The 26620-nt window shown below is 34.0% G+C and carries 23 protein-coding genes; 14 read left to right on the top strand and 9 right to left on the bottom strand.

What is annotated here, in order from left to right; all coding sequences use genetic code 11:
* The 3 genes from B2745_RS16700 to B2745_RS16690 form a co-directional block, all read left to right on the top strand.
* Positions 1–519: hypothetical protein (locus B2745_RS16700; protein ID WP_304069002.1), on the top strand; the 519-nt coding region annotated here is incomplete at its 5' end.
* A gap of 436 nt (positions 520–955) precedes the next feature.
* The gene (locus B2745_RS16695) at positions 956–1459 is read left to right on the top strand and encodes a hypothetical protein (protein WP_304069000.1); all 504 of its coding nucleotides are present in this window, start codon (positions 956–958) and stop codon (positions 1457–1459) included.
* Positions 1460–2236: 777 nt separating this feature from the next.
* Complete coding sequence (locus B2745_RS16690; RefSeq protein ID WP_304068998.1) at positions 2237–2680, top strand: hypothetical protein; 444 nt, start codon at positions 2237–2239, stop codon at positions 2678–2680.
* Positions 2681–3270: 590 nt separating this feature from the next.
* On the opposite strand, the gene ffh is transcribed toward B2745_RS16690, so the two are convergent.
* The 7 genes from ffh to ruvX form a co-directional block, all read right to left on the bottom strand.
* The gene (ffh, locus tag B2745_RS16685) at positions 3271–4617 is read right to left on the bottom strand and encodes a signal recognition particle protein (protein WP_026902820.1); all 1347 of its coding nucleotides are present in this window, start codon (positions 4615–4617) and stop codon (positions 3271–3273) included.
* A gap of 409 nt (positions 4618–5026) precedes the next feature.
* The gene (locus tag B2745_RS16680) at positions 5027–6028 is read right to left on the bottom strand and encodes a DUF3078 domain-containing protein (RefSeq protein WP_304068996.1); all 1002 of its coding nucleotides are present in this window, start codon (positions 6026–6028) and stop codon (positions 5027–5029) included.
* A gap of 68 nt (positions 6029–6096) precedes the next feature.
* A complete protein-coding gene (locus B2745_RS16675) occupies positions 6097–6372 on the bottom strand; it encodes a hypothetical protein (protein WP_304068994.1) in 276 nt (91 codons plus the stop codon).
* Positions 6373–6420: 48 nt separating this feature from the next.
* Positions 6421–7143: a hypothetical protein gene (locus B2745_RS16670; RefSeq protein WP_304068993.1), complete on the bottom strand. Its 723-nt coding sequence runs from the start codon at positions 7141–7143 to the stop codon at positions 6421–6423.
* Between the two features lie 42 nt (positions 7144–7185).
* Positions 7186–8031: a glucosaminidase domain-containing protein gene (locus tag B2745_RS16665; protein WP_304068992.1), complete on the bottom strand. Its 846-nt coding sequence runs from the start codon at positions 8029–8031 to the stop codon at positions 7186–7188.
* A 3-nt stretch (positions 8032–8034) separates the two neighbouring features.
* A complete protein-coding gene (locus B2745_RS16660; RefSeq protein WP_304068990.1) occupies positions 8035–8670 on the bottom strand; it encodes an O-methyltransferase in 636 nt (211 codons plus the stop codon).
* 53 nt (positions 8671–8723) lie between these two features.
* Positions 8724–9143 carry a Holliday junction resolvase RuvX gene (gene ruvX, locus B2745_RS16655; RefSeq protein ID WP_304068988.1) on the bottom strand — a complete coding sequence of 140 codons (420 nt, stop codon included), beginning with the start codon at positions 9141–9143 and terminating at the stop codon, positions 8724–8726.
* A 136-nt stretch (positions 9144–9279) separates the two neighbouring features.
* Between ruvX and B2745_RS16650 the strand changes: the two genes are divergently transcribed.
* Genes B2745_RS16650 through B2745_RS16635 form a run of 4 tightly spaced genes read left to right on the top strand, consistent with a single transcriptional unit; the run spans position 9280 to position 13066 of the window.
* Positions 9280–10425: an ATP-binding protein gene (locus B2745_RS16650; protein WP_304069004.1), complete on the top strand. Its 1146-nt coding sequence runs from the start codon at positions 9280–9282 to the stop codon at positions 10423–10425.
* A gap of 3 nt (positions 10426–10428) precedes the next feature.
* Entirely contained in the window at positions 10429–11802 is a 1374-nt protein-coding gene (locus B2745_RS16645) for a PSP1 domain-containing protein (RefSeq protein WP_304068986.1), read from the top strand.
* The gene (locus tag B2745_RS16640; RefSeq protein ID WP_304068984.1) at positions 11799–12266 is read left to right on the top strand and encodes a gliding motility lipoprotein GldH; all 468 of its coding nucleotides are present in this window, start codon (positions 11799–11801) and stop codon (positions 12264–12266) included. The genes B2745_RS16645 and B2745_RS16640 overlap by 4 nt, the downstream gene beginning before the upstream one ends.
* Before the next feature lie 11 nt (positions 12267–12277).
* On the top strand, positions 12278–13066 hold the full coding sequence (locus tag B2745_RS16635; RefSeq protein ID WP_304068982.1) for a DUF4350 domain-containing protein: 789 nt from the start codon (positions 12278–12280) through the stop codon (positions 13064–13066).
* A gap of 55 nt (positions 13067–13121) precedes the next feature.
* Here B2745_RS16635 and B2745_RS16630 read toward each other — a convergent pair whose 3' ends face one another.
* The gene (locus tag B2745_RS16630; RefSeq protein ID WP_304068980.1) at positions 13122–16016 is read right to left on the bottom strand and encodes a DEAD/DEAH box helicase; all 2895 of its coding nucleotides are present in this window, start codon (positions 16014–16016) and stop codon (positions 13122–13124) included.
* 179 nt (positions 16017–16195) lie between these two features.
* Here B2745_RS16630 and B2745_RS16625 point away from each other — a divergent pair, with 179 nt between their 5' ends.
* From B2745_RS16625 to B2745_RS16615, 3 genes are all read left to right on the top strand, one after another.
* The gene (locus tag B2745_RS16625) at positions 16196–20326 is read left to right on the top strand and encodes a PKD domain-containing protein (protein WP_304068978.1); all 4131 of its coding nucleotides are present in this window, start codon (positions 16196–16198) and stop codon (positions 20324–20326) included.
* A gap of 32 nt (positions 20327–20358) precedes the next feature.
* Positions 20359–21351 carry a PorP/SprF family type IX secretion system membrane protein gene (locus B2745_RS16620; protein ID WP_304068976.1) on the top strand — a complete coding sequence of 331 codons (993 nt, stop codon included), beginning with the start codon at positions 20359–20361 and terminating at the stop codon, positions 21349–21351.
* Between the two features lie 368 nt (positions 21352–21719).
* The gene (locus B2745_RS16615) at positions 21720–22883 is read left to right on the top strand and encodes a hypothetical protein (protein ID WP_304068974.1); all 1164 of its coding nucleotides are present in this window, start codon (positions 21720–21722) and stop codon (positions 22881–22883) included.
* Positions 22884–22940: 57 nt separating this feature from the next.
* Here B2745_RS16615 and B2745_RS16610 read toward each other — a convergent pair whose 3' ends face one another.
* Positions 22941–24152 (bottom strand): MFS transporter, encoded by a 1212-nt coding sequence (locus B2745_RS16610; RefSeq protein WP_036691610.1) that lies wholly within the window; start codon positions 24150–24152, stop codon positions 22941–22943.
* 153 nt (positions 24153–24305) lie between these two features.
* Between B2745_RS16610 and B2745_RS16605 the strand changes: the two genes are divergently transcribed.
* From B2745_RS16605 to B2745_RS17030, 4 genes are all read left to right on the top strand, one after another.
* The gene (locus B2745_RS16605; protein ID WP_304068972.1) at positions 24306–24683 is read left to right on the top strand and encodes a DoxX family protein; all 378 of its coding nucleotides are present in this window, start codon (positions 24306–24308) and stop codon (positions 24681–24683) included.
* A 94-nt stretch (positions 24684–24777) separates the two neighbouring features.
* Positions 24778–25218 carry a hypothetical protein gene (locus B2745_RS16600; RefSeq protein WP_304068970.1) on the top strand — a complete coding sequence of 147 codons (441 nt, stop codon included), beginning with the start codon at positions 24778–24780 and terminating at the stop codon, positions 25216–25218.
* A gap of 153 nt (positions 25219–25371) precedes the next feature.
* On the top strand, positions 25372–26457 hold the full coding sequence (locus B2745_RS16595; protein ID WP_304068969.1) for an efflux RND transporter periplasmic adaptor subunit: 1086 nt from the start codon (positions 25372–25374) through the stop codon (positions 26455–26457).
* Between the two features lie 23 nt (positions 26458–26480).
* Positions 26481–26620, top strand: a 140-nt coding sequence (locus B2745_RS17030; protein ID WP_414691942.1) for an efflux RND transporter permease subunit, incomplete at its 3' end; no start/stop codon positions are given.

Here is a 26620-nt window from a genome sequence, read left to right as displayed (position 1 = left end):
GAAAAGCATAACGTAATGAAACTACCTAAATTTCTTATAATTACTATTTTACTAACTTTTAACATCAGCTTAAGTTGGGGACAATGCGCTTTTAATACTTCAACTATTTATTATCAACAGAGAAAGCTAGCTAACTTATATAATGAATTGATGAGAGAAGCCCTTTCCATAAAAGTATTAAATTACGATGAATTTCCTATTATAAGTCCTCATAAACGTACAAACGGAGAAGCTACATTGGTATACAAATTAGACGGCAACAGTGAAGTTAAAGAAGTACTCATCACTGAATTTAGAGCATATGGTATAGATGAAGACAAAATAAGCGTTCAAGATTTAATAATTTTTGTTGATGGAGATAAAGTTGGGTTCAACTATACTGACGTAAAAGAGAGTGAAATTAATATTGTTTCTAAGAAAATTATTTTACACATCCTCGAACATGAACTAAAGAACAGAAAATTTTCTATTATTAAACCAAATGAAAAAAACCTAAAATATTTGCGTGTTAATTTTTAAAATTTACAAATGCACATTACCCGAAGTACTGTCTAAAGTTACATACTTAAGTCGCCAACTGTATCATGAGATATGATTGTATCAGAAAGGTAGTCCTCTCACTGTCACAATCATAACGAAACAGGTGAGCGCAAAGGCCTCTTGTGCCAGATAGAAGCAGAGGCTTCAATATTATGTATAAGCCAATAAAATCTTTATTTTCATGTAATAGGTGGCAGTAAGTGTAAGAAAGTGAAAAATAGGAATAATGATTTGATAAACTGGGCACAATTAATCCAACACGCAAGACCAAGCTGCAAACTTGCGCCATCTTAATGGCTAAACGTATACTTGTATTAATAAAATTTTGTATTTTAAATTATTTGTTTACTTTAGGTTAATCGAACTTATTGAAAATACAAATCATCATCATTAATATTTTGAAAAGCATAACGTAATGAAACTATCTAAATTTCTTATAATTACTATTTTACTAACTTTTAACATAAGCTTAAGTTGGGGTCAATGCGCTTTTAATACTTCGACTATTTATTATCAAAAGAAAAAACTTGTTAGCTTATATCGTGAATTGATGAAGGAAGCCCTTTCCATAGAAGTATTAAACCGTGATGAATTTCCTATTATAAGTCCTCATAAACTTACAAACGGAGAAGCTACATTGGTATACAAACTAGACGGCAACAGTGAAGTGAAAGAAGTACTCATCACTCAATTTGAAACATATAGTAGATTTAAAGACGACATAAATGTTCAAGATTATATAATTTTTGTTGATGGAGATAAAGTTGGGTTCAACTATACTGAAGTAAAAGGCAGTGACATTAGTAGTATTTCTAAAGAAATTATTTTACACATCCTCGAAAATGAACTAAAGAACAGAAAATTTTCTATTGTAAAACCAAATGAAAAAAACTTAAAATATATGCGTGTTAGTTTTTAAAAATATGATCTTATAGAATAAACAGAAATAATATATTACACTAGGTAATCGCGAAATGCGACCACCTTAGAGTGGTGAATAAAATATGGCAAAAGGCAAAATAGTTGTGAGTATCCCTTATGGCGTAAGAATGATAATCAAGCCAAGCGAACGAAGCCTTCTTGTGCCAGATACAAGCAGAGGCTTCAATATTATGTATAAACCAATAAAACCTTTATTTTCAGGAAATTAGCAGGAAGTATAAGTTCTCAACACAGGGCTTAGGCTGCATACTTACACCATCTGAGGCTTGCTATTTGTCCAAAAATATTTGTGAGTAAGAAAAAACAAGCTATTGTGTACAATATAGCCTTCATTCGGTTTTTGTTTTTTTCTTAAATGTCAGATAAATAGATACTATAAATACCAGTAAGTAAAGTATACCTAATGCTGTTTTTCTAAATGTAAAGGTATTAAAATCAAACTCATGATATAATGCTAATCCTAATGTAAAAGCAATCATTGCAAAAAAGAAGTTAAAGCACCTATAGCGCAAGGTATGTAGCCGGGGAATGAGAAGAGGGGTACTTGTGCCTTTGAATGGGCATTAATTAAAAATAAATTGATGATTATGAAAGGTTCTTTTTTACAAAGCACAAGTATTCAGCCGTACAGGCTAAGACTGTATACTTGCGCCAGTGGGGGGGCTTTTAAACAGGAATCAGACAATATGATACAGAAATTAGATGCAGGTCTTAAGTCTGTAGACAATTGGACACCAATGCCAGCACATTGATTATGAATAAATTAAGCTATAAAATAATGTTATTCCTATTAGTAGGCTTAAATTCTTGTACAGGCGAAGGCTACAAGAATATACAGTTCTATAATTACTCTGATTCTAAGTACAATGTTGAAAAGGATTTTTTACAAGTTGTATCCACAACAACAGACACAATTCCTTCGAAGTGGAAAGAGTATGCAGTTTCATTGGATTTCATGGACGATAAGTTTATATACTTCCAAAATAACCCAGAAGAAATATTGAGAGTGAATTTTACCGGAGATACCACACAATGGAGCAGTACAAATACGTGTAATATAAGTTTGTTTGGGTTATTTAAAGGTGAGAAATGGATGTTTTATCATGATATAAGCTCAGATGAAAAGGAACGAATAAAGAAGCGTTTAGAGACAGAAATATTATCAAAAATGCGCCACTCTTATACAAAAGAAGATTGACGTAAAGTCCTTTTTACCCCTCTATGGCGCAATGATAATCAAGCCAAACGGACAAAGCCTTCTTGTACCAAATAGAAGCAGAGGCTTCAATATTATGTATAAACCAATAAAACCTTTATTTTCAGGAAATTAGCAGGAAGTATAAGTTCTCAATTAAAGTAAAAAATAGATAGGGTGATTTGGCAAAACAGGCATAAGTACTCAACACAGGGCTTAGGCTGCATACTTACGCCATCTGAGGTTTGCTGTTTGTCCAAAAATATTTGTGAGTAAGAAAAAACAAGCTATTGTGTATAAGGTGGCATTCATTCGGTTTTTGTTTTCTTCTTAAATGTCAGATAAATGGATACTATAAATACCAGTAAGTAAAGTATACCTAATGCTGTTTTTCTAAATGTAAAAGTATTAAAATCAAACTCACGATATAATGCTAGTCCCAATGTAAAAGCAATCATTGCAAAAAAGAAGTTAAAGCCAATTTTATTTTTCATGTCAAATCGATATTTACTTTAAAGATTTAGGATAGCTAAGGGAGTGGCTTAAAGTTATCTTTTTACCTGCTACTCAGTACTTTTTACTTTAATCAGTATTTACCTACCCATGCCACCAGGCATATTCTTCATCATTTTTTGCATTTTAGACATAGCCGATGGATCTGAGAATTGTTTCATAACCTTACGCATATCCTCAAACTGCTTAATTAATTTATTTACCTCAGTAATATCATTACCAGAACCTTTTGCAATTCTTATTCTTCTGCTTTGGTTAATCGCATCTGGGTTTTCACGTTCGTAAGGTGTCATAGAAGTAATGATAGATTCTATACCTTTAAAAGCATTATCATCTATATCCACATTTTTCATCATTTTGCCAACGCCTGGTATCATGCCCATCAAATCTTTAATGTTACCCATTTTTTTGATTTGCTGTATTTGGCCTAGGAAATCATTAAAATCAAATTTATTTTTTCTGATTTTCTTTTGTAGTGCTGCTGCCTCTTTCTCATCAAACTGCTGTTGTGCTCTTTCTACTAAAGATACCACATCTCCCATACCTAGGATACGAGACGCCATCCTATCTGGATAGAAAACATCCAAGGCATCCATCTTCTCGCCTGTACCAACAAATTTAATAGGTTTGTTTACTACAGATTTGATAGAAAGTGCCGCTCCACCACGGGTATCACCATCTAATTTAGTTAATACAACGCCGGTAAAATCTAAACGCTCATTAAACACCTTAGCGGTGTTTACGGCATCTTGCCCGGTCATGGCATCAACTACAAAAAGTATTTCTTGTGGGTTGGTTGCTTTCTTAACTTCAGCAATTTCATCCATCAAGGCATCATCTAAAGTTAAACGACCAGCCGTATCTATAATGATCACATTGTTGCCGTTTTTCTTACCATGTGCAATACCTTCTAATGCAATAGCTACTGGGTCTTTAGATTCACGATTGGTATAAACCTCAGCATTAACCTGTCCTGCTAATACTTCTAATTGATCTATAGCGGCTGGCCTGTAAACGTCGCCGGCAACCAATAATGGTTTTTTATTTTTTTGTGTTTTAAGGAAATTCGCAAGCTTTCCGGTAAAGGTAGTTTTACCCGCACCGTTTAGTCCGGCAATTAAGATTACCGTTGGATTTGTTTTTAAATCAAGCTCTGTAACCTGGCCACCCATGAGGTTAGTCAGTTCATCATTCATGATTTTGGTTAGTAACTGGCCAGGTGAAATAGCCGTTAATACATTTTGCCCTAAGGCTTTTTGTTTAACCTCATCCGTAAATGATTTTGCAGTTTTATAGTTAACATCGGCATCTAAAAGAGCTTTTCTTATCTCTTTCATGGTTTCTGCCACGTTAATTTCGGTAATGCTTCCTTGTCCTTTTAAGACTTTGAAAGCGCCTTCCAGCTTCTCCTGTAGATTGTCAAACATTGCTAACCTTTTTTAATTTTTGGATTACAAAGTTATCATTTTGAGGATAAAAAGCTGTTTGATTTTACAATCTTTTATGTTACTTAAAAAAGAAAATTATTTTTAAAATATTTGTAACAAACTTGAGTGTTTCATCGTCTTATAAGTGTTCATCAATAGTTGGATAAGACAGAGAAGCTAAGTTAAACTTAACTAAAATTAATGTTAAAATTTGTTAAAAATATTGCAAAAGGTGCTTGGCAAAGACCTTTTTTTATTATTTTTACGATTATAAATCGACAAAATCCGTTTCAAAACAATATAAACTTGTTTGCAAGTTAAAAAGTCTTTATTTCACCCTGCAAATTTGAAATAGAGTTAGTTAGTTAGTGTTATGCAGAATTAATGCCCCGGAACGTGGGGCATTTTTTTATGGTTTAAATTTATAAACTAAACCCAACGCTAATGACTGGCTGGATTGTATCTCGCTACTAAAATCATCATCATATAGGGCTGTACCGGCTACGGTAACATTCACTAACCTGTTAACTTTAGCTGTAAGGGTAATGTCTAACCTTTGGTCAATATTATTAAGATGCTCATAAGAGGCAAATAATAGGTATCTTGATTTAAGATTGATATTCGTTGCTATTTCTTTCTCAAAATTCATAACTGCTTGGAAAGCCAGCTCGTTTCTAAAGTTTTTACCAATAGGAACACCAAAGTTTTTTGCGTTATTTCTGTATAAAGTAGTATCTAACATAAATGTTTGGCGGGCAGTACCTGTACCTAAACGTAAGCTAAAGTATTTTTCGGGCTTATACTCAAAACCAAAAGATTCGGTTAAATAGCCGGGCGACATAAATTTAGAAATTGGCTTACGAATTTCATTACCTTGCGCATCTTTACTATAAACATAACCTAAATCAAACTGAGACTCAAAACTTAAAGAGCCAAAGAAATTCCAGTTTTGAGAAATTCTTAAAGAAGCCTTATTATCCCAGAAAATACGGTCGTTTGTTTTTCTTTGCATTTGGTCTTTATTTTTGAGCTTGCCATATTGTAATATCACTTCTGAAATAAAGTTTTTGCCATCTTTATTATACTCCGCTTTATAATTTAATAAAGTACTTAATGAGATAGAATTTACCCCGCCACTACTCCAATTATCGCTAAAAGCAGCTTGATTTAAATTTAAACCAAAAGAGCCTGTACTTTTCCAATAATTTACCTTCCTGTTTACCAGATAAAAAGGTAAATCTTGTTTTTTGATATAGAAAAAAGGTAATCTGCTTACCAGCATATTTTTTTTAGGATAAATAGGAGAAACTTTTATAGTATCTGTTTCAAAATCAAGCAGTTGTGCGGTTGTGCTCATGCAAAATGAAATAGTAGCTAATACGGTAATGATACCAATTTTGATAAACTTCATACCACAAAGAACGTAATTTTGATAATTATATTAAGTTATAAAGCTTTTTTTGACAGGAAACTCTCTTTTTAAAGGTATAAAAAAGCTAAAAACCTTCGCCTTTTCAGGTAGTTTAAATCCTTATCGTATTTATAAGCCTCTTGCTCAAAAATAATTTGAAAATAAGCTTTTTGATGCTGGCGGTAATAAAGTAAATTGATAAAGTAATGGATGATATAAAAGAAGTAAAAAGGCAGAATAAGCAGTTCTATCTGTTGTTTAAAATGAATTAATTCATGGTTGATGAGCTGCTGATTGCTCAAGTTATGCTTCTCTTTAACCAAAATAAAAGGATATAAAGCCATGCCGTTTACATGAAGCCAGGGGCAATATATGGTTTTATACCACATGGTTTATTCTACTTGAATAGGTTTTAAGTTTGATAAATCTTCTAAGTGTGGATATTTTTGAAAGCGTATATAAGCTATTTTGATGTAAGAAATTAAATCATATTCTGATGCTCCTAAAACAAAAAAGTAAGAAGGCCTATAGTTGAGCATAAAGATTTCTAATTTCCCTCCTTTTAAACCTGTTGTTTCGGTAACCAGTGCTTTTGTGAAACGTTCATCAATAAAATTATTGACATAATCTCTTTCCATAATTTCTTGTAATCTTCTGGCATTTTTACCTTCTCTGGAAAATGCGCTCCATAAAGCATCAATACTTAAACCTGCTCCACCCTGGTTGCCTATAGCAATTATATCTTTATTATTTCCTATTCTATTAAGGCTATTAAATTGCTTTCTTAACTCTTCAAAACGTTTTCTGGCACTTATTACCGAGTCTTGTATTAAAACTTCTGCTAAGGGAATGGCTAGCCTTTTAAGATTGAAAATAAGGACTGCTTGCGATGGGTTAAATATTAAAGTATCTGGTTTATACCCAAATAAAGATGCTGTTATTTTATCTCCAGCTGATAGATTGAGTTTAAACTCGCCTTTAGAATTATTAAAAATAGAAGTGGCAGTTGTAAGGTTAGTGATTTTTACTCGGGTGAGTCTAAATTTAGTATCGCTATCAAATACAATACCTTCTGCCTCTATACCTTGTGCTAAAGAGCCTTTTACAAATAGCATAAAGCTAAAAATTAAGATAAAAGTTACTCTCAACATCTATGTCTATTTCTTTATGATAAGGCTTTGGCCAATTTTAATATGGTTATCGCTTAAGTTATTCAGTGCCATTAAATCATCAACCGTAAGTCCAAAACGTTTAGAAATATTGTATAGTGTATCTCCTGTTTGCACCACATATTTATTACCTTCTATTAAAACAAGGGCATTAGTAGTTTTTTCTTTACTAGCTTCTTTAGGGATATTATTGTTGATATCTGCTAAAACGCGATCCTCTCTTTTAATTTTCTCGTATCGTCCTTCTGGGCTATCATATTGCGTAAGGTTATAACGCTCTATAATACCAATTAAAAGCTGTGGATATTTTGGGTTGGTAGCATATCCTGCTTGTTTTAAGCCGTAAGCCCAGCCTTGGTAATCATTTTTATCCAACTCAAATAATGGTGCATAACGTTTACGCTTTAAAAATTCAGAATGGTCTTTAAAACTCTCTTCGGGGTTGTTGTAAACCCTAAAGCAATCGTCTTTTTTATCGTCATCCTTATAATAACCTTTGCCTTTCCAATCACTGGTACATTTTATACCAAAATGGTTATTGGCATATTTAGCTAAATCACTATTTCCGGTACCCGATTCTAATATAGCTTGTGCTAAGGTGATACTAGCTGGTATACCATACTTATTCATAGATGAAATGGCAATATTTTTAAACCTCTCTATGTAAGAAACCGCATTGTAGTTGATATAATTGCCACTAGTTTTTTTATTAGCAGTTTTTTCTATTTGCTTATTTTGTTTGTGATAGCTTTGCGTTTTAGGAGAACAAGCCTGAAAAAAAATCATTGAAAAACAAACAAATAACAAAGCATAATAAAGGTTAAATCTTTTCATTTTTTATTTCTTTCTGATGATAAATAAGCCATCTCTAACAGGTAAAATCAGTTTTTCAACGCGTTGGTCTTTAGCTATTTCATCATTAAAATTAATAATATTGCTGGTATCTTTATCTTCTTTTTGTGCCACTACTTTACCGCTCCATAAAACATTATCAACAATAATTAATCCGCCGGGTTTTACTTGGTTAAAAACCAAGTGATAGTAGTTGAGGTTGTTTTTCTTATCTGCATCAATAAATACCATATCAAAAGTTTCTTTTAGCGTAGGAATGATTTCCATAGCATTACCAATACGATAATCTATTTTATCCGCGTAAGCAGATTGAGCAAAATAACCTCTTACCCTATCTTCCAACTCTTCATTAATATCTAGCGTGATAATTTTACCATCTTCTGCCAAACCCTCAGCAAAGCATAACGTAGCATAACCGGTAAAAGTGCCAATCTCTAGTATATTTTTAGGGTTAACCAGTTTTGTTAACCAGCTAATAACCCTGCCTTGGTAATGGCCAGATACCATCCTAGGCATTAAAACTTTTAAATTTGTTTCCCTATCAATATGCTTTAAGAGTTCGGGTTCTGGCTCGCAATACTGCTCTAGGTAAAGCTTTAAGGTTTCATGAAGAAGTTCCATGGGGCTAATTTAAGTATTTATGATGGCTTGATTTGTTGCTTTGGGAAGAGCTCTTAAAAAAGAGATTTTTGCTCCATGTAAGATTGTAAAATAATGGTAGCAGAAATAGTATCAACCAAAGCTTTGTTGTGCTTAGCTTTCTTGCTCATGCCGCTTTGGGCAATTACTGCAGAAGCCATTTTAGAAGTAAAACGCTCGTCTACCATTTCTACTTTAATATCAGGAAAGTTCTTTTTCAAGAGGTTTACAAAAGCATTTACCAATGGTGCAGATTGCGATGCGCTACCATCCATTTGTTTAGGTTGGCCAACAATAAAAGCCTCTACCTGCTCTGTTTGCAAATAGGTTTTCAAAAAACTGATGATGTCTTTTGGATGTATGGTAGTTAAGCCATTAGCAATCATTTGCATGGGGTCTGTAACGGCTATTCCTAAACGTTTACTTCCGTAATCAAAAGCCATTAATCTTGCCATTTTTTAGTATTTAGTATTGAGGTATGCGTATAGCGTACCAAAATTAAAGCAAATGTAATCTCTTTTGGTGTAAAGTAAACAGTGATTTCGCAGTACGATGTACGCAAATCTCAATACTTATTTTTATTTTGCAGCAATGCAGTTTAAAGATATTGTAGGACAGGAAACGGTTAAGGCTCATCTGATTAAAACAGTAAAAGATGGCAGGATAAGTCATGCTCAATTATTTTTAGGTCCGGAGGGGTCTGGAAGCTTGGCTTTAGCAGTTGCTTATGCGCAATATATTTGTTGCGAGCAGCCTTTAGAAAACGATTCTTGTGGCGAATGTTCATCATGTAGGAAGTATCAAAAATTGGTTCATCCGGATTTACATTTCTCTTATCCCTTCTTTGCAAAGCATAAAGAAGATACTGCCCTCACTTTTGTGGAAGAGTGGCGAGCTAGCTTTTTACAAAACCCTTATTTAGGTTTGGATGAATGGCGTAATCATTTAAGTGCTGATAATAAACAGGCCAATATTAACATTGCCGAGTGCCATAGCATCATCCAAAAGTTAAGTTTAAAGCCTTTTGAGGCCGAGTATAAGGTGTTGATCATGTGGCTGCCTGAGTATTTGGAGAAAGAAGGTAATGCTTTACTTAAAATTATTGAGGAGCCCGCACAAAAGACCTTGTTTTTACTTGTCGCTCAAAATCAAGAACAAATTTTAAACACCATCATCTCTAGAACGCAAATTGTTAAGATACCAAAGCAAAGCAACGCAGATGTTTGTAAATTTTTGATAGAAAAACATCAATTAAGCGAAGAAAAAGCCATGCAACTAGCTTACCTAAGCAATGGAAACTTGCAAGCAGCGTTAACTTTTATGACACATGAGGAGAATGATTATCATGATTTGCTAAGCAACTGGTTAAGGGCCTGCTACGGTAACCAAGGTTTAAAATTGGTTGCTTTTGTTGAGGATGATTTTTCTAAAATGGGCCGAGAGAATCAGAAGAATTTGCTGCGCTATGGCATTAATTTAATGCGAGAGTGCATGCTATTTTTGGCAGAAACACCAGGTTTAATACATTTATCTGCAAAAGAATTAGAATTTATTAGTAATTTTTCGAAAATTTTAAACCTGGCAAAAGCAGAAGCTATTGCAAACGAGTTAGAAAAAGCTCATTATCATATAGAAAGAAATGCAAATCCGAAGATATTATTTTTAGATGTATCTTTGAATTTGGTTAAAATTTTAAAGTTTAATACGCTCCCTGCGGGGACTCAACATATATTATAAATTATGGGATGTGGAAGTTGCTCTTCAGGCGGAGGATGTACGCCTGGCGGCTGCAAAAGTAATGGCTCTTGTTTAACAGACGGGGGTTGCAGCAAATTAGATGTTTACGATTGGCTGTCCGACATGGATATGCCATCTTCATATAAACCTTTTAACTACGTTGAAGTTAGATTTAAAGGCTCTAGAAAAGATTTTTATCGTAATGAGGAAAATATTTATCTGGAGGCGGGTGAGCTGATAGCGGTTGAAACCACTACCGGAGGCTATGATATTGGCCATGTTACCCTTACCGGAGAATTGGTAAGAATACAAATGAACCGTAAAAGGGTTACCGAAGAAAAAGCGCCTTTAAAAATCTTAAGAAAAGCTACACCACAAGATGTAGACAAATGGAAAAGTGCCAAAGAGCGTGAATATGAAACCATGCATAAAGCCAGAACTATTGCTTTAGAATTGGGCTTAGCCATGAAACTTTCTGATGTAGAATATCAAGGAGATAAATCAAAAGCTACTTTCTTTTACACTGCTGATGGTAGGGTAGATTTTAGAGAGCTTATTAAAAAATTAGCAGAATCTTTTAGGGTAAGGATAGAAATGCGTCAAATAGGTATGCGCCAAGAAGCCAGCAGATTAGGTGGTATTGGTTCATGCGGAAGAGAGCTTTGCTGCTCTACCTGGTTAACAGATTTTAAAACTGTTTCTACCGCTGCTGCTCGTTACCAAAACTTATCTTTGAATACCTTAAAACTAGCCGGACAGTGCGGAAAACTAAAATGTTGCCTCAACTACGAGCTAGATTCTTACATGGATGCTTTAAAGCATATCCCAGATAATGTAGAAAAATTACGTACCGAAAAAGGTGAGGCCCGTTTACAAAAGACAGATATCTTTAAAAAGCTGATGTGGTTTAGCTATTACGGTGAAGATAATACTTGGATTCCTTTAGATATTGATAGGGTTAAGGAAATTCAGGAAATGAATAAAAAAGGTTTAAAACCTGATGATTTAAAAGACCACGCCGCTGTTTTAGAAGAATTGGTTAAGACCGAAAAATCTTTTGATTATGAAAACGTTGTTGGGCAAGATAGCTTAACCAGGTTAGACGAAAAATCTAGAAATAGAAAGAAGAATAATCGTAATAAATCAAAAAACAGAAATCAAAATGGTGGTCAGGAAGTTAGAAATCCTAATCAACAAAATCCACCATTACAAGCTAGACAAAATACGCCAGCGCCACAGCAAGCTAAGCCGCAGCAGACAGCGCAGCCTAAGTTGCAAGAGCCAGGAGGAGTAGCCGGAGAAAATAAACCTAAAAAGAATAAGTTTAAAAAAAGGAGAAATCCTAACCAAGATAAAAAGCCAGATCAACAAGGATGAAAAACTGTTTAAAAGGCCTTATCATACTTTTAGTATGGTTTATGCAAGCTTGCACAGACCATGCTATTATTGATACTTTTGAAGCTACTAAAAATGGTAATTGGTCTTATGATAAACCCTTAAGAGCACAGGTTGATATTCAGGATATCAATATGCCATATCATATTTATATTAATTTTAGGCATACAGATGATTATAAATATGCCAATGTTTGGGTGCGGGTAAGTGTTACCAACCCTGACCAACAAAAAACCGTTCAAAGAGAAGAGTTTCAACTCGCTAAACCAGATGGCGAGTGGCTAGGTAAAGGCTCTGGAAATTTGTATACCTATCAGCTTATTTTTAAAGAAAATTATCGTTTCCCTAAAAAGGGGAAATACAGTTTTGTTATAGAACAAAACATGAGAGATAACCCATTAAAAGCCGTTTCTGATATTGGCTTAAGAATAGAACCTGCACATTAAAAAAATCCATCATGAATAAAATCATTTTAGCCTGCTTATTTGCTTTTTTAGCGATTACCGTTACAGCCCAAGACAAGAAAACCGTTACTTTAGATTATTTCTACAATAATGAATACCAAACCAAAGATGGTAAAACCAATCGTTTTCATTACACCTGGGAAGATAAAGCGATGACAGGCTACTCTAAATGGGGAGAAATGTTTAAACAAAAAGGTGCGGCTCTTAAAAGCTTAACTGTTGCACCCACTAAAGCAAATTTAGCTGGTACTGATGTTTATATCATTACAGATCCTGACACTAAAAAGGAAACAGCTAATCCAAACTTTGTAGATAGGGATGCTATAAAAGCAATAAAAAAATGGGTTAAAGCGGGTGGTACTTTGGTTTTATTAGCTAATGACTCTGTCAACTGCGAACTCCCACATTTTAATAAACTGGCCAATGTATTTGGTATAAATTTTAATGATAAAATAAGAAATGCGGTGGAGAAAGATTTATCTGTAGGCTTAATTGTACCAGAAGCAGGTAATGAAATTTTTAAAACTGCTAAGAATTTATTCCTTAAGGGTATATCAACCATCAGCGTAAGCAAAAATGCCAAAGCTTTAATTACAGATAAAGGCGATGTAATTATGGCAACTGCCAGATACGGAAAAGGTAAAGTATTTGCTGCCGGCGACCCTTGGATTTATAATGAATATATTGATAACGATATCCTAAACACTTACAAAGGAAATACCATCGTTTTTGAAAATAACAAAGCTGCAGAAGAGTTAACAACTTGGTTGTTGTTAGACTAAAATTAGTCTATAAGGGGTTTAAAGCAGAGGTTTTGTAATACGGACTCTGCTTTTTTTACCCTACAATTTCTTTAATATCTTCTTCTGATAAAGATTTGATGAAGCTTTCTTCTGTCGTAATTAAAGATTGTGCTACGCTAAGTTTTCTATTTTGTAGAGCTATAATTTTCTCCTCTACTGTATCTCTGGTGATAAATTTATAGATGAAAACATTTTTTGTTTGGCCAATACGGTGTGTACGGTCTATAGCTTGTTGTTCTACAGCTGGGTTCCACCATGGGTCTAGGATAAAAACATAATCAGCTTCGGTTAAATTTAAACCAACGCCACCAGCTTTTATAGAAATTAAGAAGATTTGGATGTCTTGATCTTGTTTAAACTCTTCTACTACTTTTCCTCGGTTAGCGGTAGAGCCATCTAAATAAGAGTATTTAACCTTTTTATCATTAAAATATTGCTTGTAAAGTTCTAGCTGTTTTACAAATTGCGAAAATACCAATACTTTATGGCCAGCTTCTACAACGCTGTTTAATTTATGGATAACATCTTTAAACTTACCAGCTTCGCCTTCATAATCTCCATCAACCAAAGCCGGATGATTAGCTATTTGCCTTAGTTTGGTAAGGCCCTGTAAAATCTGTATGGGCGATTTCGAGAAAGTTCCGTCTTCTAGAGATTTCATCAGTTCGTTACGGTATTCTGATTTTGTTTTCTCATAAAACTCGGCTTGTTCTACCGTCATTTCGCTATAAAACAAACTTTCTGTTTTTGGTGGGAGCTCTGTAGCTACTTGCTCTTTGGTACGACGCATCACAAAAGGTTTTATCAAAACCTGAAGCTTTTGTGCCTTTTCCTCGTCTTTCTTTTTCTCTATAGGCTGTACAAACTCTTGCTGAAAAAACGTTTGAGAGCCTAATAAACCTGGGTTTATGAAAGACATCTGCGTCCATAAATCGTTAACCGTATTTTCTACCGGTGTACCAGAAAGTATAAGTTTATATTTTGATTTGAGTTGCTTAACCGCTTTAAAAGATTTTGACGATGGATTTTTGATGTTCTGACTTTCATCTAAAATAATATAGTTGAAATACATCTCTTTGATTACTTCAACATCTAATCGACTAATACCATAAGTGGTAATCACTAAATCGTACCGACTGAAAATACTGATGTCTTTTTCGCGGTTAGTACCCGTGTGTGTGCAAATTTTAAGTTGTGGTGTAAAACGTTTGGCTTCATTAATCCAGTTATAAATTAAAGAAGTAGGCATAATCAATAAAGAAGTGGTATGGATGCCTAGTGCTGCTTGCTCTTCTTTAGCTTTTTGTAATAAGGCTAAAGTTTGTACAGTTTTACCCAAGCCCATATCATCAGCCAGGCAGCCACCAAAATTATATTTCTGCAGAAAATGGAACCAGTTGTAACCAGCTTTTTGATAAGGTCTTAACGTACCATTAAAATTTGTGGGCTCGGTAACTTCCTCAATAAACTCAAAATCTGCCAAGCGTTGCAGTTTTCTATCCATGGTAACGCTGGCCAAATCGCTGTTAGCAAAATCATGAACCAAACCTACATGTAGTTTTTTTAGTCTTAAACTGTCTGTACCATCCGTAAAGGAAAGCAAATTTCCATATTGCGAAAACCATTTTTCTGGGATGATAGCAATCTCACCATTAGGTAAAGTAAACTCTCTTTTTTTATTGAGGATATGATTTTTAAGCTGAATAAAAGGGATTTTATAAATGCCAAATTGCACAATAGCGTTAATATCAAACCAATCGTTCTTTTCTTGGATTTCTAAATCTATTTTACTGTTGCCAATTACATATTTTTTGGCGCTACTGTCTTGCTCAAATTCAAAACCTTTGGCTACTAGGTCTTCATGATGTTCACTTATCCAATCAAAAACAGAAAAAGATAAATCGGTTTCATCATGCTGATGCGCTACTTGCAAATGCACAAAAAGGTTACTATTGGTTTTGAGGCCTAGAGCTAAAAGCTCGTCTAACTTACTTTTCTCCCACGATAAAGAGCGTTTAATACGATGAAAGATATAATCATCGTCTATTTTCTCCATTCTAACGGTTACTTGCCTATCGCTACCGGCAGCAAAAACATAATCAGCATATTTAAAATAAAGTTGTATTTCTGATACGCCTTCTGGTACATAAACCACTTTAAGAATAGGCTTAGCATCGTATTTTTCTGTATTGATGGTAAAGCCTTCTGCATAAACATGATATTTTTCTATCAGTGGGGCAACAAATTTCTCGAAATAAGTAGTTTCTGATGATTTGGGAATGGAGATATATCTTTTATTGAGAAAGGGCTGTAATTTTTTACCTTCCAAACCTTGATCAAAATGATACAGCATATTATCTAACAACAACAAAGCAGGCTGGTTGGTGATAACCTGCGCATCTTTAAACATAAAATCAATCCTTAAACCCTGATATTTGATGGTTGGGAAATAACGGGTTTCAGTTTCGTTACGTCTGAAATGAAAAAGGATAGTTGCAGCTTCATCTGCCAAGTGCAATTGCTTCTCAACAGGCCAACCTTCTTTGCCCATCAAGTAAATTTCTTTATCGCGGATAAGCGCCAAAGCTTCTGTAAGTTTCTTTTCTATTTTTGGGCGTACGGTATCACTAAATTTATCATCCCAATTTTTAGCAAAAAACTCTAAAGGTCTAATGGTTTTTTTGTAATACTTTTTGATGATGTTATTTTGCTCAATCTCCTCAAGTAGCTTAATCAGTTTAACATCAGTAGCGTCAATTATATGCAAAAACTCATTAGCTGTATTAGAGAAAATACGTTGGTAAGTAAGAGAGAAACCTCCGTTTTGGTTCAATTGTACAACATGAGGCTCTATTAAAAAGCCTAAAAAATCATGTTTGGCTAATGAATAAACCAACTTGCAGGGCTTATCGCTTTCTACTCTTAACATTTTGGTATCGGATAAAAATATTGGTAAGGTAGCATCAGAAAAAATTCTAAATTATAAAGAGATTTTGGCATTAAGAAATAAATAATTTTTTATGCTAAATTGCTATACTATTACAAAAAATAGCTTAAACCAATTAAACCATAATTAGTCTTACTTTATAGAGGGATTTTATCCAAGAGATGAACCATTTTAAACGCGTATTGTATTTATACAGTGTATTGTTTTTTATTGTTACAGGAAATGCTATGGCCCAAAATTCATCTAATAGAGGGACAGATTTTTGGGTAGCTTATGCAGGGCATATAGATGGATTAGGCTCTAGATTAACACTTTTTATTACCTCGCAGAGCAAAGCAACAGTAAACATAAATGCTGGAGGAGTTAACTTGCCTCCGGTAACGGTTTTGGCTAATCAAGCCGTTCCGGTTTATATAGACCCAAATATTTATAATAATACCTATGTTGGAGGTTCTGATATTGTGTATCAAGACCGAGGGATCCATGTAACATCTGATGTTCCTATTGTTTTATATTCGCATATTTCTAGAAGTGCTAGGTCTGCAGCAACATTGGTTTTACCCACCAAAGCTTTAGGTAATGAATATATTGCTATGGCTTATGACCAAGTACCTGTTAGCGCTAATAATTTTAGAGTTTCGCAGTTTACTTTGGTTGGGGTAGAAGATAGCACACAAATAGAAATCTCACCAGTTGCTTCAGTTTATAATAGCAATAGAGTTGGAACAACGCCATTTCAAGTAAGGTTAGATAAAGGTGATGTTTACCAATACCAATCAACAACGGATGTAACTGGTGTTAGGATAAAAACAATTGGTAATTGTAAGCCTTTGGCAGCTTTTTCTGGAAGTACACAAAATGGCTTCTGTACAAATAATGCAGGTACTACGCAAGATAATCTCTATCAGCAGCTTTTTCCTATATCAGCTTGGGGTAAAAATTATGTAACTGCACCATTTTATAATGCTCAAAATGGTGCACAAGATATCATTAGAATTTTTGTAAATGAGGATAATACTGAGGTTTCCGTAAATGGTTCGACCACCCAAGTGGGTAATATTCAATTACAAAACCCGTATGCAAAAGGTAGTATTATAACCTTTTACGGTAGTACAGCTTTTGTAATTAAAGGGTCTAAACCTATTAGTGTGGCGCAATTACAAGTCTCACAGTCTTGTAACCCTAATAATACCGGTACAGTAAGGTTTCCAGGAGATCCAGAAATGACGATTTTAAATCCGATTGAGCAAACACTATCTGATATTACCTTATACTCGGCAGTAAGCGTACCAGTGGTTGCCCCAACAAATATCATAGCTCATTATTTAAATATCATTCTTAAAACTGTAGATATACCAAGTTTAAGGGTAGATAACGCTATACCTAATGGCAGTTTTGTAACTATTGATAATGAGTATAGTTATATCACAGTAGATGTTACAAGTTCATCTGCTACAAATCCTGCCCACCGTATAGTTTGTAGTGGAGGTTTTGTAGCTATAGCCTATGGTTATGGAAGTATAGAATCTTATGCTTACCTAGCTGGCTCTGATTTAAAAAATTTAAACGCCAATATTTCCTTTTTTCCTAAGGGAAGTTCAAATGCAACATCTAATTTATGTATCGGGGAAGATTATCAAGTTCAACTTAAACTCCCCTATCAAACCAATAAAATTATTTGGGATTTTAATAACGGCTTAAAAAGAGATACTGTATTCTCAGTTATACCATCACAAATTGAAACAGTAAACGGTATTACCAGTTATTTCTATGATTATCAAATAAACGCTAGCGAAATTACTACTAGTGGCATGTATAATTTAAAAGCTACAGTATTAAACCCTGCGCCAGCTAGCTGTAGTGCAGAGGAGGAAATAACAACCGAGTTTGAAGTCTTTAATCCTCCTACGGCATCCTTTATTTACAACAATAAACTTTGTCCAGAATCAACAATTGATTTTACGCCTATAACTGATGGTAGAGGAAATACTGTAAATAAATGGCTTTGGGATTTTGGTGATGGTAATATTTCTACCTTACAAAATCCAAATCATGCTTATGCTACGCCAGGAGATAAGATAGTATCCTTATCTGTAGCTGTTGATAAAGGTTGTTGGTCGCAAGTTTTTAAAGATACCATCAGCATCAACCCATTTCCTAACCCCGATTTCAATTTTTCTACGCCAAGTTGTGTGGGTAAAGAAATTCAATTTTCTGACATTTCAACTGCAAGTGGGCAAACCATTACCTCATGGCTATGGAGTTTTGGCGACGGTAATACCTCCACTTTGCAAAACCCCAAACACGTGTTTACTACTGTAGGAGATTTTACAGTAACGCTTACTATAACTACAAATAATGCTTGTACAAAAGCCATCAGTAAAGTTATCAAGATAAACCCTTTACCCATTACCGATTTTATAACGCCTGATTTTTGTTTGAATGATGCTATAGCAACATTTATCAATACAAGTACCATTGCTGATAATAGCAACATGACTTACGTTTGGGATTTTGGCGATCCTGCCTCGGGCTCTTTAAATACATCAATACAAAAAGATGGCGTACATAACTACAGTGCGCAAGGTGTTTATCGGGTAAAATTAACGGGTACTTCTACAATTACGGGCTGCCAAACGGTTTTGGAAAAAGATTTTATAGTAAATGGGAGTACACCCCTAGCCAGATTTAATGTCTTAAATGAAAATAACTTATGTATTAACCAAGAAGTAATTATTGAAGATTTAGCTTCAGTAGATTTTGGCGAAATAACAAAAATAGAGTGGTATTGGGATTATGATCAAAACCCAGCATTAAAATTAGTTGATGAGTCTCCGGAACTAAGAAATACCTCTTTAAAAAGACAATACCGTTTTAATTATCCTATTTTTCATACTCCTCTTATAAAGCAAGTTAAAATAAGAATGGTAGTTTATTCTGGTATTTCTTGCTCTAGTTATTTAGATAAAATCATCACGCTTAAAGCGGTTCCTCAAGTAAATTTTACACTTCCTTCTACTTGCTTACCTCAAGGCAAAGCTACTTTTACCAATAATACCACCATAAACGGAGTAGATGATTCGGCCATAACTTACGTATGGAATTTTGGAGATGGAAACACATCCACACAAAAAAATCCTATTCACCAATATACAGCAGCAGGTAATTATGAAGTGATATTAACAGCAACTTTTAATGGTTGTAGTAAATCAGACACATTAAACCTTAATGTGATAGCCGCCATACCTGAGGCGAATTTTGAAGTGTTAAACGTTCATAATTTATGCAGTAACCAACCTGTTATATTTAAAGATTTATCAACCATAAGTTTTGGTAGCATCACTAAAATAGAATGGTTTTTTAATGAAACGTCAGGATCCAGTAATCCAAATTATTATCAGGTGGTAAATGCTCCGGTTTCTGGGGCCGAGTATAGTTTTATCTTCCCGCTTTTTCATAGTCCGCTTACAAAAATTATAACTGCAAAGCTCAAAGTCTATTCTGAAACTTGTGTTTCAGAGAAAATTATGAGTATTACACTTAAAGCGGTTCCTCAAATTTCTTTTGCGCCTATACCAGAAGTTTGTCAAGAGCAAGCTAATTTTAGGATTACGCAAGCAAAAGAGCTTAGTGGTTTCACAGGTAGCGCAACTTTTACAGGTAGAGGCGTTACTGCTGATGGAATGTTTTCACCATCATCAGCTGGTGTGGGTCAGCACCAGATTACTTATACTTTTACAGGGGCTAATGGTTGTGTAGAGGTTTTAAGCCAAAGTATAAAAGTTAATCCAACGCCTATCATCAGCGCAGGCGAAAATCAAACAATATTAATTGGCGGTAATGCAATCTTAAATGCTGTTGCTTCTGGAGAAGGCTTAACTTATAGCTGGTCTCCGGCTACTGGTCTTAATAATCCTTCGGTATTAAACCCAGTTGCTAATCCTACAGATGATATAACTTACACCTTAACGGTTAATAGTGCTACAGGATGTGTTGCTACAGATGATGTATTTGTTAAAGTTTTGCAAAAGCCTGAAATCCCAAATGTTTTCACCCCTAATGGGGATGGTACAAACGATAGATGGGAGATTAAATACTTAGACAGTTATCCATCTGTAAATGTAAATATTTACAATAGATACGGAAAAGTTGTCTATCAAAGTGATAATTACAACCAAGCTTGGGATGGTAGATTTAATGGGGAAGATCTACCAGTTGGCGCTTATTATTACATCATAACCATTGAAGAACGAAATTTAAAATATTCTGGGTCGGTTATGATTGTAAGGTAGTGCAGAGGAAAGGAAGAAGATATTGTATTTTTATGTTATTCATACAATTGAGTATAGGGCTTAGCTATGCCCAGCAAAAACCTCAGTACACACAATATATTCTCAATAATTATATCATTAACCCTGCGGTAACAGGGATAGAAAATTATATTGATATTAAATTTACCAATCGTAAACAATGGATTGGTTTAAAGGATGCTCCAGAAACCAGCTATCTAAGTATACATTTCCCTTTAGGTAAAAAAGATGAGCGTTTAACGCCTACTTCTTTTGATATGACAGGTGAGAGTTTCTATGTATACAAATACCAATATGAATATATTACCTCGGCCCCACACCATGGTTTGGGTTTTGTAGCGGCTACTGATAAAGCAGGAGCATTAAAACAAAGCAACTTTAATATTTCTTATGCCTATCATTTAGGTATATCTGCACATGTAAATTTAGCAGTAGGGCTTAGTGCTGGGGTATCTCACAGTAATATCAATTTTGATGATTTAAAGCCGGGCGAAGCAGCAGACCAAGCTTTATCAAGTGGCCAAGTAAGTAGGCTTAAGCCTGATGTAAATGTTGGTGTTTGGTTATATGCACCCACCTATTTTGCTGGGGCTTCTATACAGCAAGTATTGCCACAAAATATTGTTTTTAATGATGATAATACTTATAAAGAGGCTACCACAGTACCTCACTATTTTATAACTGCTGGTTATAAATTTTGGTTTGATGATAATTATACTCTTATTCCATCTTTGATGCTTAAGTGGATAAAACCATTAAAACCTACGTTGGATTATAATGTAAAATTTACTTTTAAAGATAAACTGTGGCTGGGTGGTAGCTATAGAGAAAACGATGCTTTTTCTGGTATGTTAGGCTTTAATATATCTTCTTTGGTACACATCAGCTATGCTTATGATATAACAACATCTCCATTAAATGCTGTCTCAAAAGGTACTCAAGAAATCATGATAGGGTTAACACTTAACAATAAATATAAAGTGTTACAGCCAATTAGATTCTGGTGAAAATTAAAATGCCATCTTATTTTACGCAAACGTTTCATGTTTTTATAAAGAAATTAAATTAATCTTATAATATTAATAGCATCAAAAATTATTCTAAATTATAATTTTATAAAACATATATTTTCTTTTTTATTAATATCAATGTTTGTTTTCTCGAATATCCTTTGGTATCACTTTCTGGGCTATTACTTAATAGTCAACCAAATACAGATATTAGCCTAACCAATTGTAACATAAATAATACTCATTTTTAAATTAAAGTCCTCTTAAAGAAAGAGGGAGAAAGGAGGCTGGAAAACAAATCCAAATAACAAAAAATCTAATTTAACGAAACTCCAATTAAACAATAAAAACCATAAAAGTTAAACATGAAAAATAATTCAAATTCTATCTTAAGCTTTTCAGTAAAAAAAGCTTCTTTATTAATAATTGCAGCATCTACCCTAGTTGTAGCTTGTAAAAAAGACACCAAAGAAACATCAGTAGAGCAGCTAAATACAAATGAAGGAAGTAAAAATGCAATTACCGTTGCGGCAGCAGAAAATGGTTCTGGTTGGTCAGAAATAACTTCTACCATTGAAGCTAACCAAAGAGTACACTTAGAAGATGGTAATGGCGTAGAAACAAGAACTTGGAATAATGGTGATGCATGGTATATGAATGTTAGTGGAAGTACATCAGGAACTTCTTATGGCTCTAACAATGCAGCTAGTTATACCTACAGTGCTAGTAATAATAAAAGAAATACTTTTACACTGCACAAAGCTCCAGGAAACCGTTCTGAAATAAGAATTCAAGACAATTATGATACTGGTGATATTCGTCAATTTGAAGGTATTATTACAATTAACAATAATGTTTTTGCCAATAATGCGGTTTTTCAAATATGGGGAGGTATCATCATAAGTGGTGCGCAAAGAGCTACACTACTGCAAATTAGAGGTGATGGAGCTGTAAATGGAGGACAATTAAGAGTTGTGCCTAATGGAGTAACCAACGAAGTTGGTAGCCGTACTATTGCTACAAATATTTTGAATACACCTACAACAATTAATGTTGTGCATTTTCAAGAAATTGCATCAAGACCAGGACGTATTGTCATATATGTAAATGGTGATGAAAAATACTCTTGTGAAGAAAACCAAGTGCCAACAAATGGTGATGGAACTAATTACATGAAATATGGTAATTATGGCAGAGAAGATGAAGATGCTAATAAAACAAATTCTGTTGTAACTTGGTCTAATGTTAGGTATTGGGAAATACCAAAAGTAACAGTACGCCAAGGATGTAATTATACTGGGTGGAGTGCTAGTTTAAGTGTGGGTGATTATACTTTATCACAATTACAGGCTTTAGGTTTTGTTAACGATGACGCCTCATCAATAAGAGTTCCTTCAGGTTTAAGGGTTAGAGTTTACGCAAATAACAATTTTGACACTCTTATTGGAACTTTTACCTCTGATCAAAGCTGCTTCAGTTCTTCAGTTAATGATAGAATATCTTCAATCAGAGTAGAGCAAGTACAGTAATAACCATTTTCTATTTCAAAACAGAGGGTAGCTATGAAATAATAGCTACCCTTTTGTTTACAGTGTATTCTTAGTTTTGGTTCTTACATGTAATTGAGATACAAAATAGATACTTATTAAAGTAATAGCTATGCTGATATAACCCGTAATATCATAATGCAGAATAGCATTGTCGGCTCTTTTAACCACAATAAAACCTGATATCACCGAAGCTAAACCCACAAATATCTGTTGCACAGATGAGTTTATACTCATAAAACTTCCCCTTCTTTCTGTACTTACAACATTACTTACCATAGCTTGTGCAGGTATCATCCTTCCGCTTGATACAACAAACCAAAAACCGGTGATACATAAAACTTGGTAAAAAGGGAAATCAGGTAAGTTAGTTATCAACGCAATAGGTATAGTGGTTGTAATAGCCATCATGATAAACAGCCTATGTTTACCTATTTTATCTGCTAATTTACCTAAAAATGGAGAACTCACCAGCGTTAGAGCTCCACCAACCATGTATATCATGGGCGTTTGTACTTTACTAAACCCTTTATTAAATTCCATAAAAGGATTTAAAAAAGGGATAATCATGAAATGACCCAACATAATAGTTGCTGATAAAGCAAGAGCCAGCATTTGATTTTTATCTTTAGCAATATCTTTTATTAATCTTAAAGGACCAACTTTTTCACTTCCAGCGGGCTTTATATGTGTATCCATTTTAGGTAAATATTTCATTAAAAATGGTACTAGTATGACGCCTAAACCTGCAACAAAAAAGAAAGGACCATGCCAATTGAAAATATTAGCTAAATACAAAGAAAACGGAACACCAAAAACCGAAGCAACTGAGAATGCAGCCATAATAACCCCCATAGCCATTCCTCTTCTCTCGTAAGGAATCAAGTCTGCTACAATAGATAAAACTTGTGCCCCAATTAAACCTCCAAAAATACCAGCAACAATTCTGGAAACTAATAGTAAACTATAGGTTGGTGATAGCGCACAAAATAATGTCCCAATTAAAAAGCCAGCGTAAGCTCTTAATAATACTTGCTTTCTGTCGTATTTATCAACAAAAAAAGCAGCCAAAAAGCCCGATACACCTGCACTAAAAGTATAAGCTGCTACCAGCATAGAAAATTGCTGAGAAGAAATGTTAAAATAAGGCATCAAATAATTTCCCAAAGGCATCATAATCATGAAATCAAGAATATGAGTAAAGTTTAAAGCCGCAAGTAATAATAAAATAATCCTTTCTCTGCTGTTCATCTATTTTTAATTTTAGACAATATTAACCATCTACGATTAAAACAGTTGTAAATGTTTCAGCATTTGATTGTAATTTGTTCTTTACGTTCCTACTAATATTTAATATATTTAGTTTGTATTACTAAAAAATCTAAACCAAGTAAAACCAACATCATGAAAAGTAAAATACTATTTATTTTAAGTCTTCTTTTTGGGTTAATGTTTATCAATGCAGGATTAAATAAATTTTTTAATTATATGCCTATGCCAGAAGATATGCCCGAAAGTATGGTAAAAGTCATGGCGGCTTACACAACCATCGTTTGGCTGATGCCATTAGTAGCGGTTGTAGAAATTGTTGGAGGTATTCTAATTATCATCCCAAGGTTTAGAGCATTGGCAGCTATCATGGTATTACCCATAACTGTTGGTATTTTACTTACCCATATCTTTAACGAGCCATCGGGTTTACCTATAGCTTTAGTCTTTTTTGCTGTAAATGTTTGGTTATTGTTTGAATACAGAGAGAAATATATCCCTATGCTAAAGTAAGATAATTTCTTAATGCCTATTAATGAAAATAACTTCTTTTCCAACAGGATATTAAGTTGCTTTTATTCTTTTTATATTTCTAACTTTGCACATCATGTTGAAGAGAAATAAAAACGAGAGTTTAAAAAGTAAGGTAAACCAATTACTCAGTTTAAACATGAAACTCTTTTTATTCTTTCTTACGCTTCTAACAAGCCTCCAGTTAAAAGAGTCATCCGCTAATGATAAATATGAGATTTTAACGCATCAGTATTTAACTCATAGCGGTACTTACGTTAAACAATATCATCCTCACTTACCATCAGAGTCTTTTCCCAAACCTTATCAGGAAGAAGCTGCTGATGATCAAGAGCGTTTTGAGCATATCAATGACCATATTGGGCTTTTAAATTGGAATATAACAACAGCTATTGATTCTTACAGCAGCTCATCCGTTAAAAGGTTATTTACTCAACTTTTACAGTCCTACCAAAATCAGCCTCAGGTTGCTTTATTTATTTTACACCATTCCTGGAAAAGCTATTTAATAGCTTAGTACTTTAAGGTTTAAATATTTCATTTAAGCCAATCTTTTAAAGGGATCATCGCAATTTATTTAACAATTCTAGTCTTTCTCACTACGTAGAAATTAGAAACTTTTATTGCTATATCCTTCCTTTTTTTAATCACTTATTATCAAAAAAATCGAATGAAAAAATTATTCATGCTTACCGCTATTGTAGGCATTGCTTTATTTTCTGCTTGTCAAAATCATGAACATGAAAAAGCAGAAGATACCAATTTTACTATTACTAGTCCAATTCAAAAAGACACCTCTGTGTATAAAGAATATGTGGGTCAGGTACAGTCTGCTAGTCATATAGAATTAAGATCTCAAGAACGAGGATATTTAGAAAAAATCTTTGTAGACGAAGGTCAGTTTGTTAAAAAAGGGCAATTGATGTTTAAGATTATGCCACTTATTTATGAAGCCGAAGTTGAAAAAGCAAAAGCCGAAATGAATTTTACTGAGATAGAGTATAGAAATACCAAAAGCCTTAGAGATAAAAACATTGTTTCTGAAAATGAGCTTGCTCTGGCAAAAGCTAAACTTAATAAAGCAAAAGCCGAACTTTCTTTAGCGCAAGCACATTTAGGTTTTACAGAAATAAGAGCCCCATTTGATGGAATTATGGATAGATTTCATACCCGTTTAGGCTCTTTGATAGAAGAGGGTGAGTTATTAACTACCCTATCTAACAATAGTAAAATGTGGGTGTATTTTAATGTGCCTGAAGCCGAGTATCTAGATAACGTAAAGCTTGCTAAAACCAAAGATGCGCAAAAAGTATATCTGCAAATGGCAAATAAAGAAACTTTTGATTACCCGGGCTTTGTTGAAACTATTGAAGCCGATTTTAATAACGAGACAGGTAATATCGCTTTCAGAGCCACTTTTCAAAACCCTAAAGGTATTTTAAGGCATGGTGAAACAGGCAATATTTTGATGCCTGTAGTTCTTAAAAACGCTATTATCATTCCTCAAAAAGCAACTTTTGATGTTTTAGACAAAAAGTTTGTTTACATCGTAGATAAAAACAATGTCTTAAAAGCAAAGCAAATTACTGTTGCTCATGAATTACCTCATTTATATATTTTGGAATCTGGCCTTAGCGTAAAAGATAAAATTCTTGCCGAAGGTTTAGGAAAGGTTAAAAATAATGAGCAAATAAAAGGCGAGTTTGTGTCTTTTGAGAAAGAACTGGCAGAGTTAAATCATTTACATGCCGAATAAGGCCTACATCTAAATTTAAAATCATGTTTAACAAGTTTATAAAAAGGCCGGTTCTGGCAATTGCCCTTTCTGTGGTAATTGTTTTCATGGGACTATTGGCCATTAACTCTTCGCCAGTTGCACAGTTTCCAGAAATAGCACCGCCAAGGGTAAATATCTTTAT

Origin of the sequence: Pedobacter glucosidilyticus (genome assembly GCF_002483235.1) — a bacterium.
GTDB lineage: Bacteria > Bacteroidota > Bacteroidia > Sphingobacteriales > Sphingobacteriaceae > Pseudopedobacter > Pseudopedobacter glucosidilyticum_B.
This window is presented reverse-complemented; position numbering and strand designations above follow the sequence as displayed.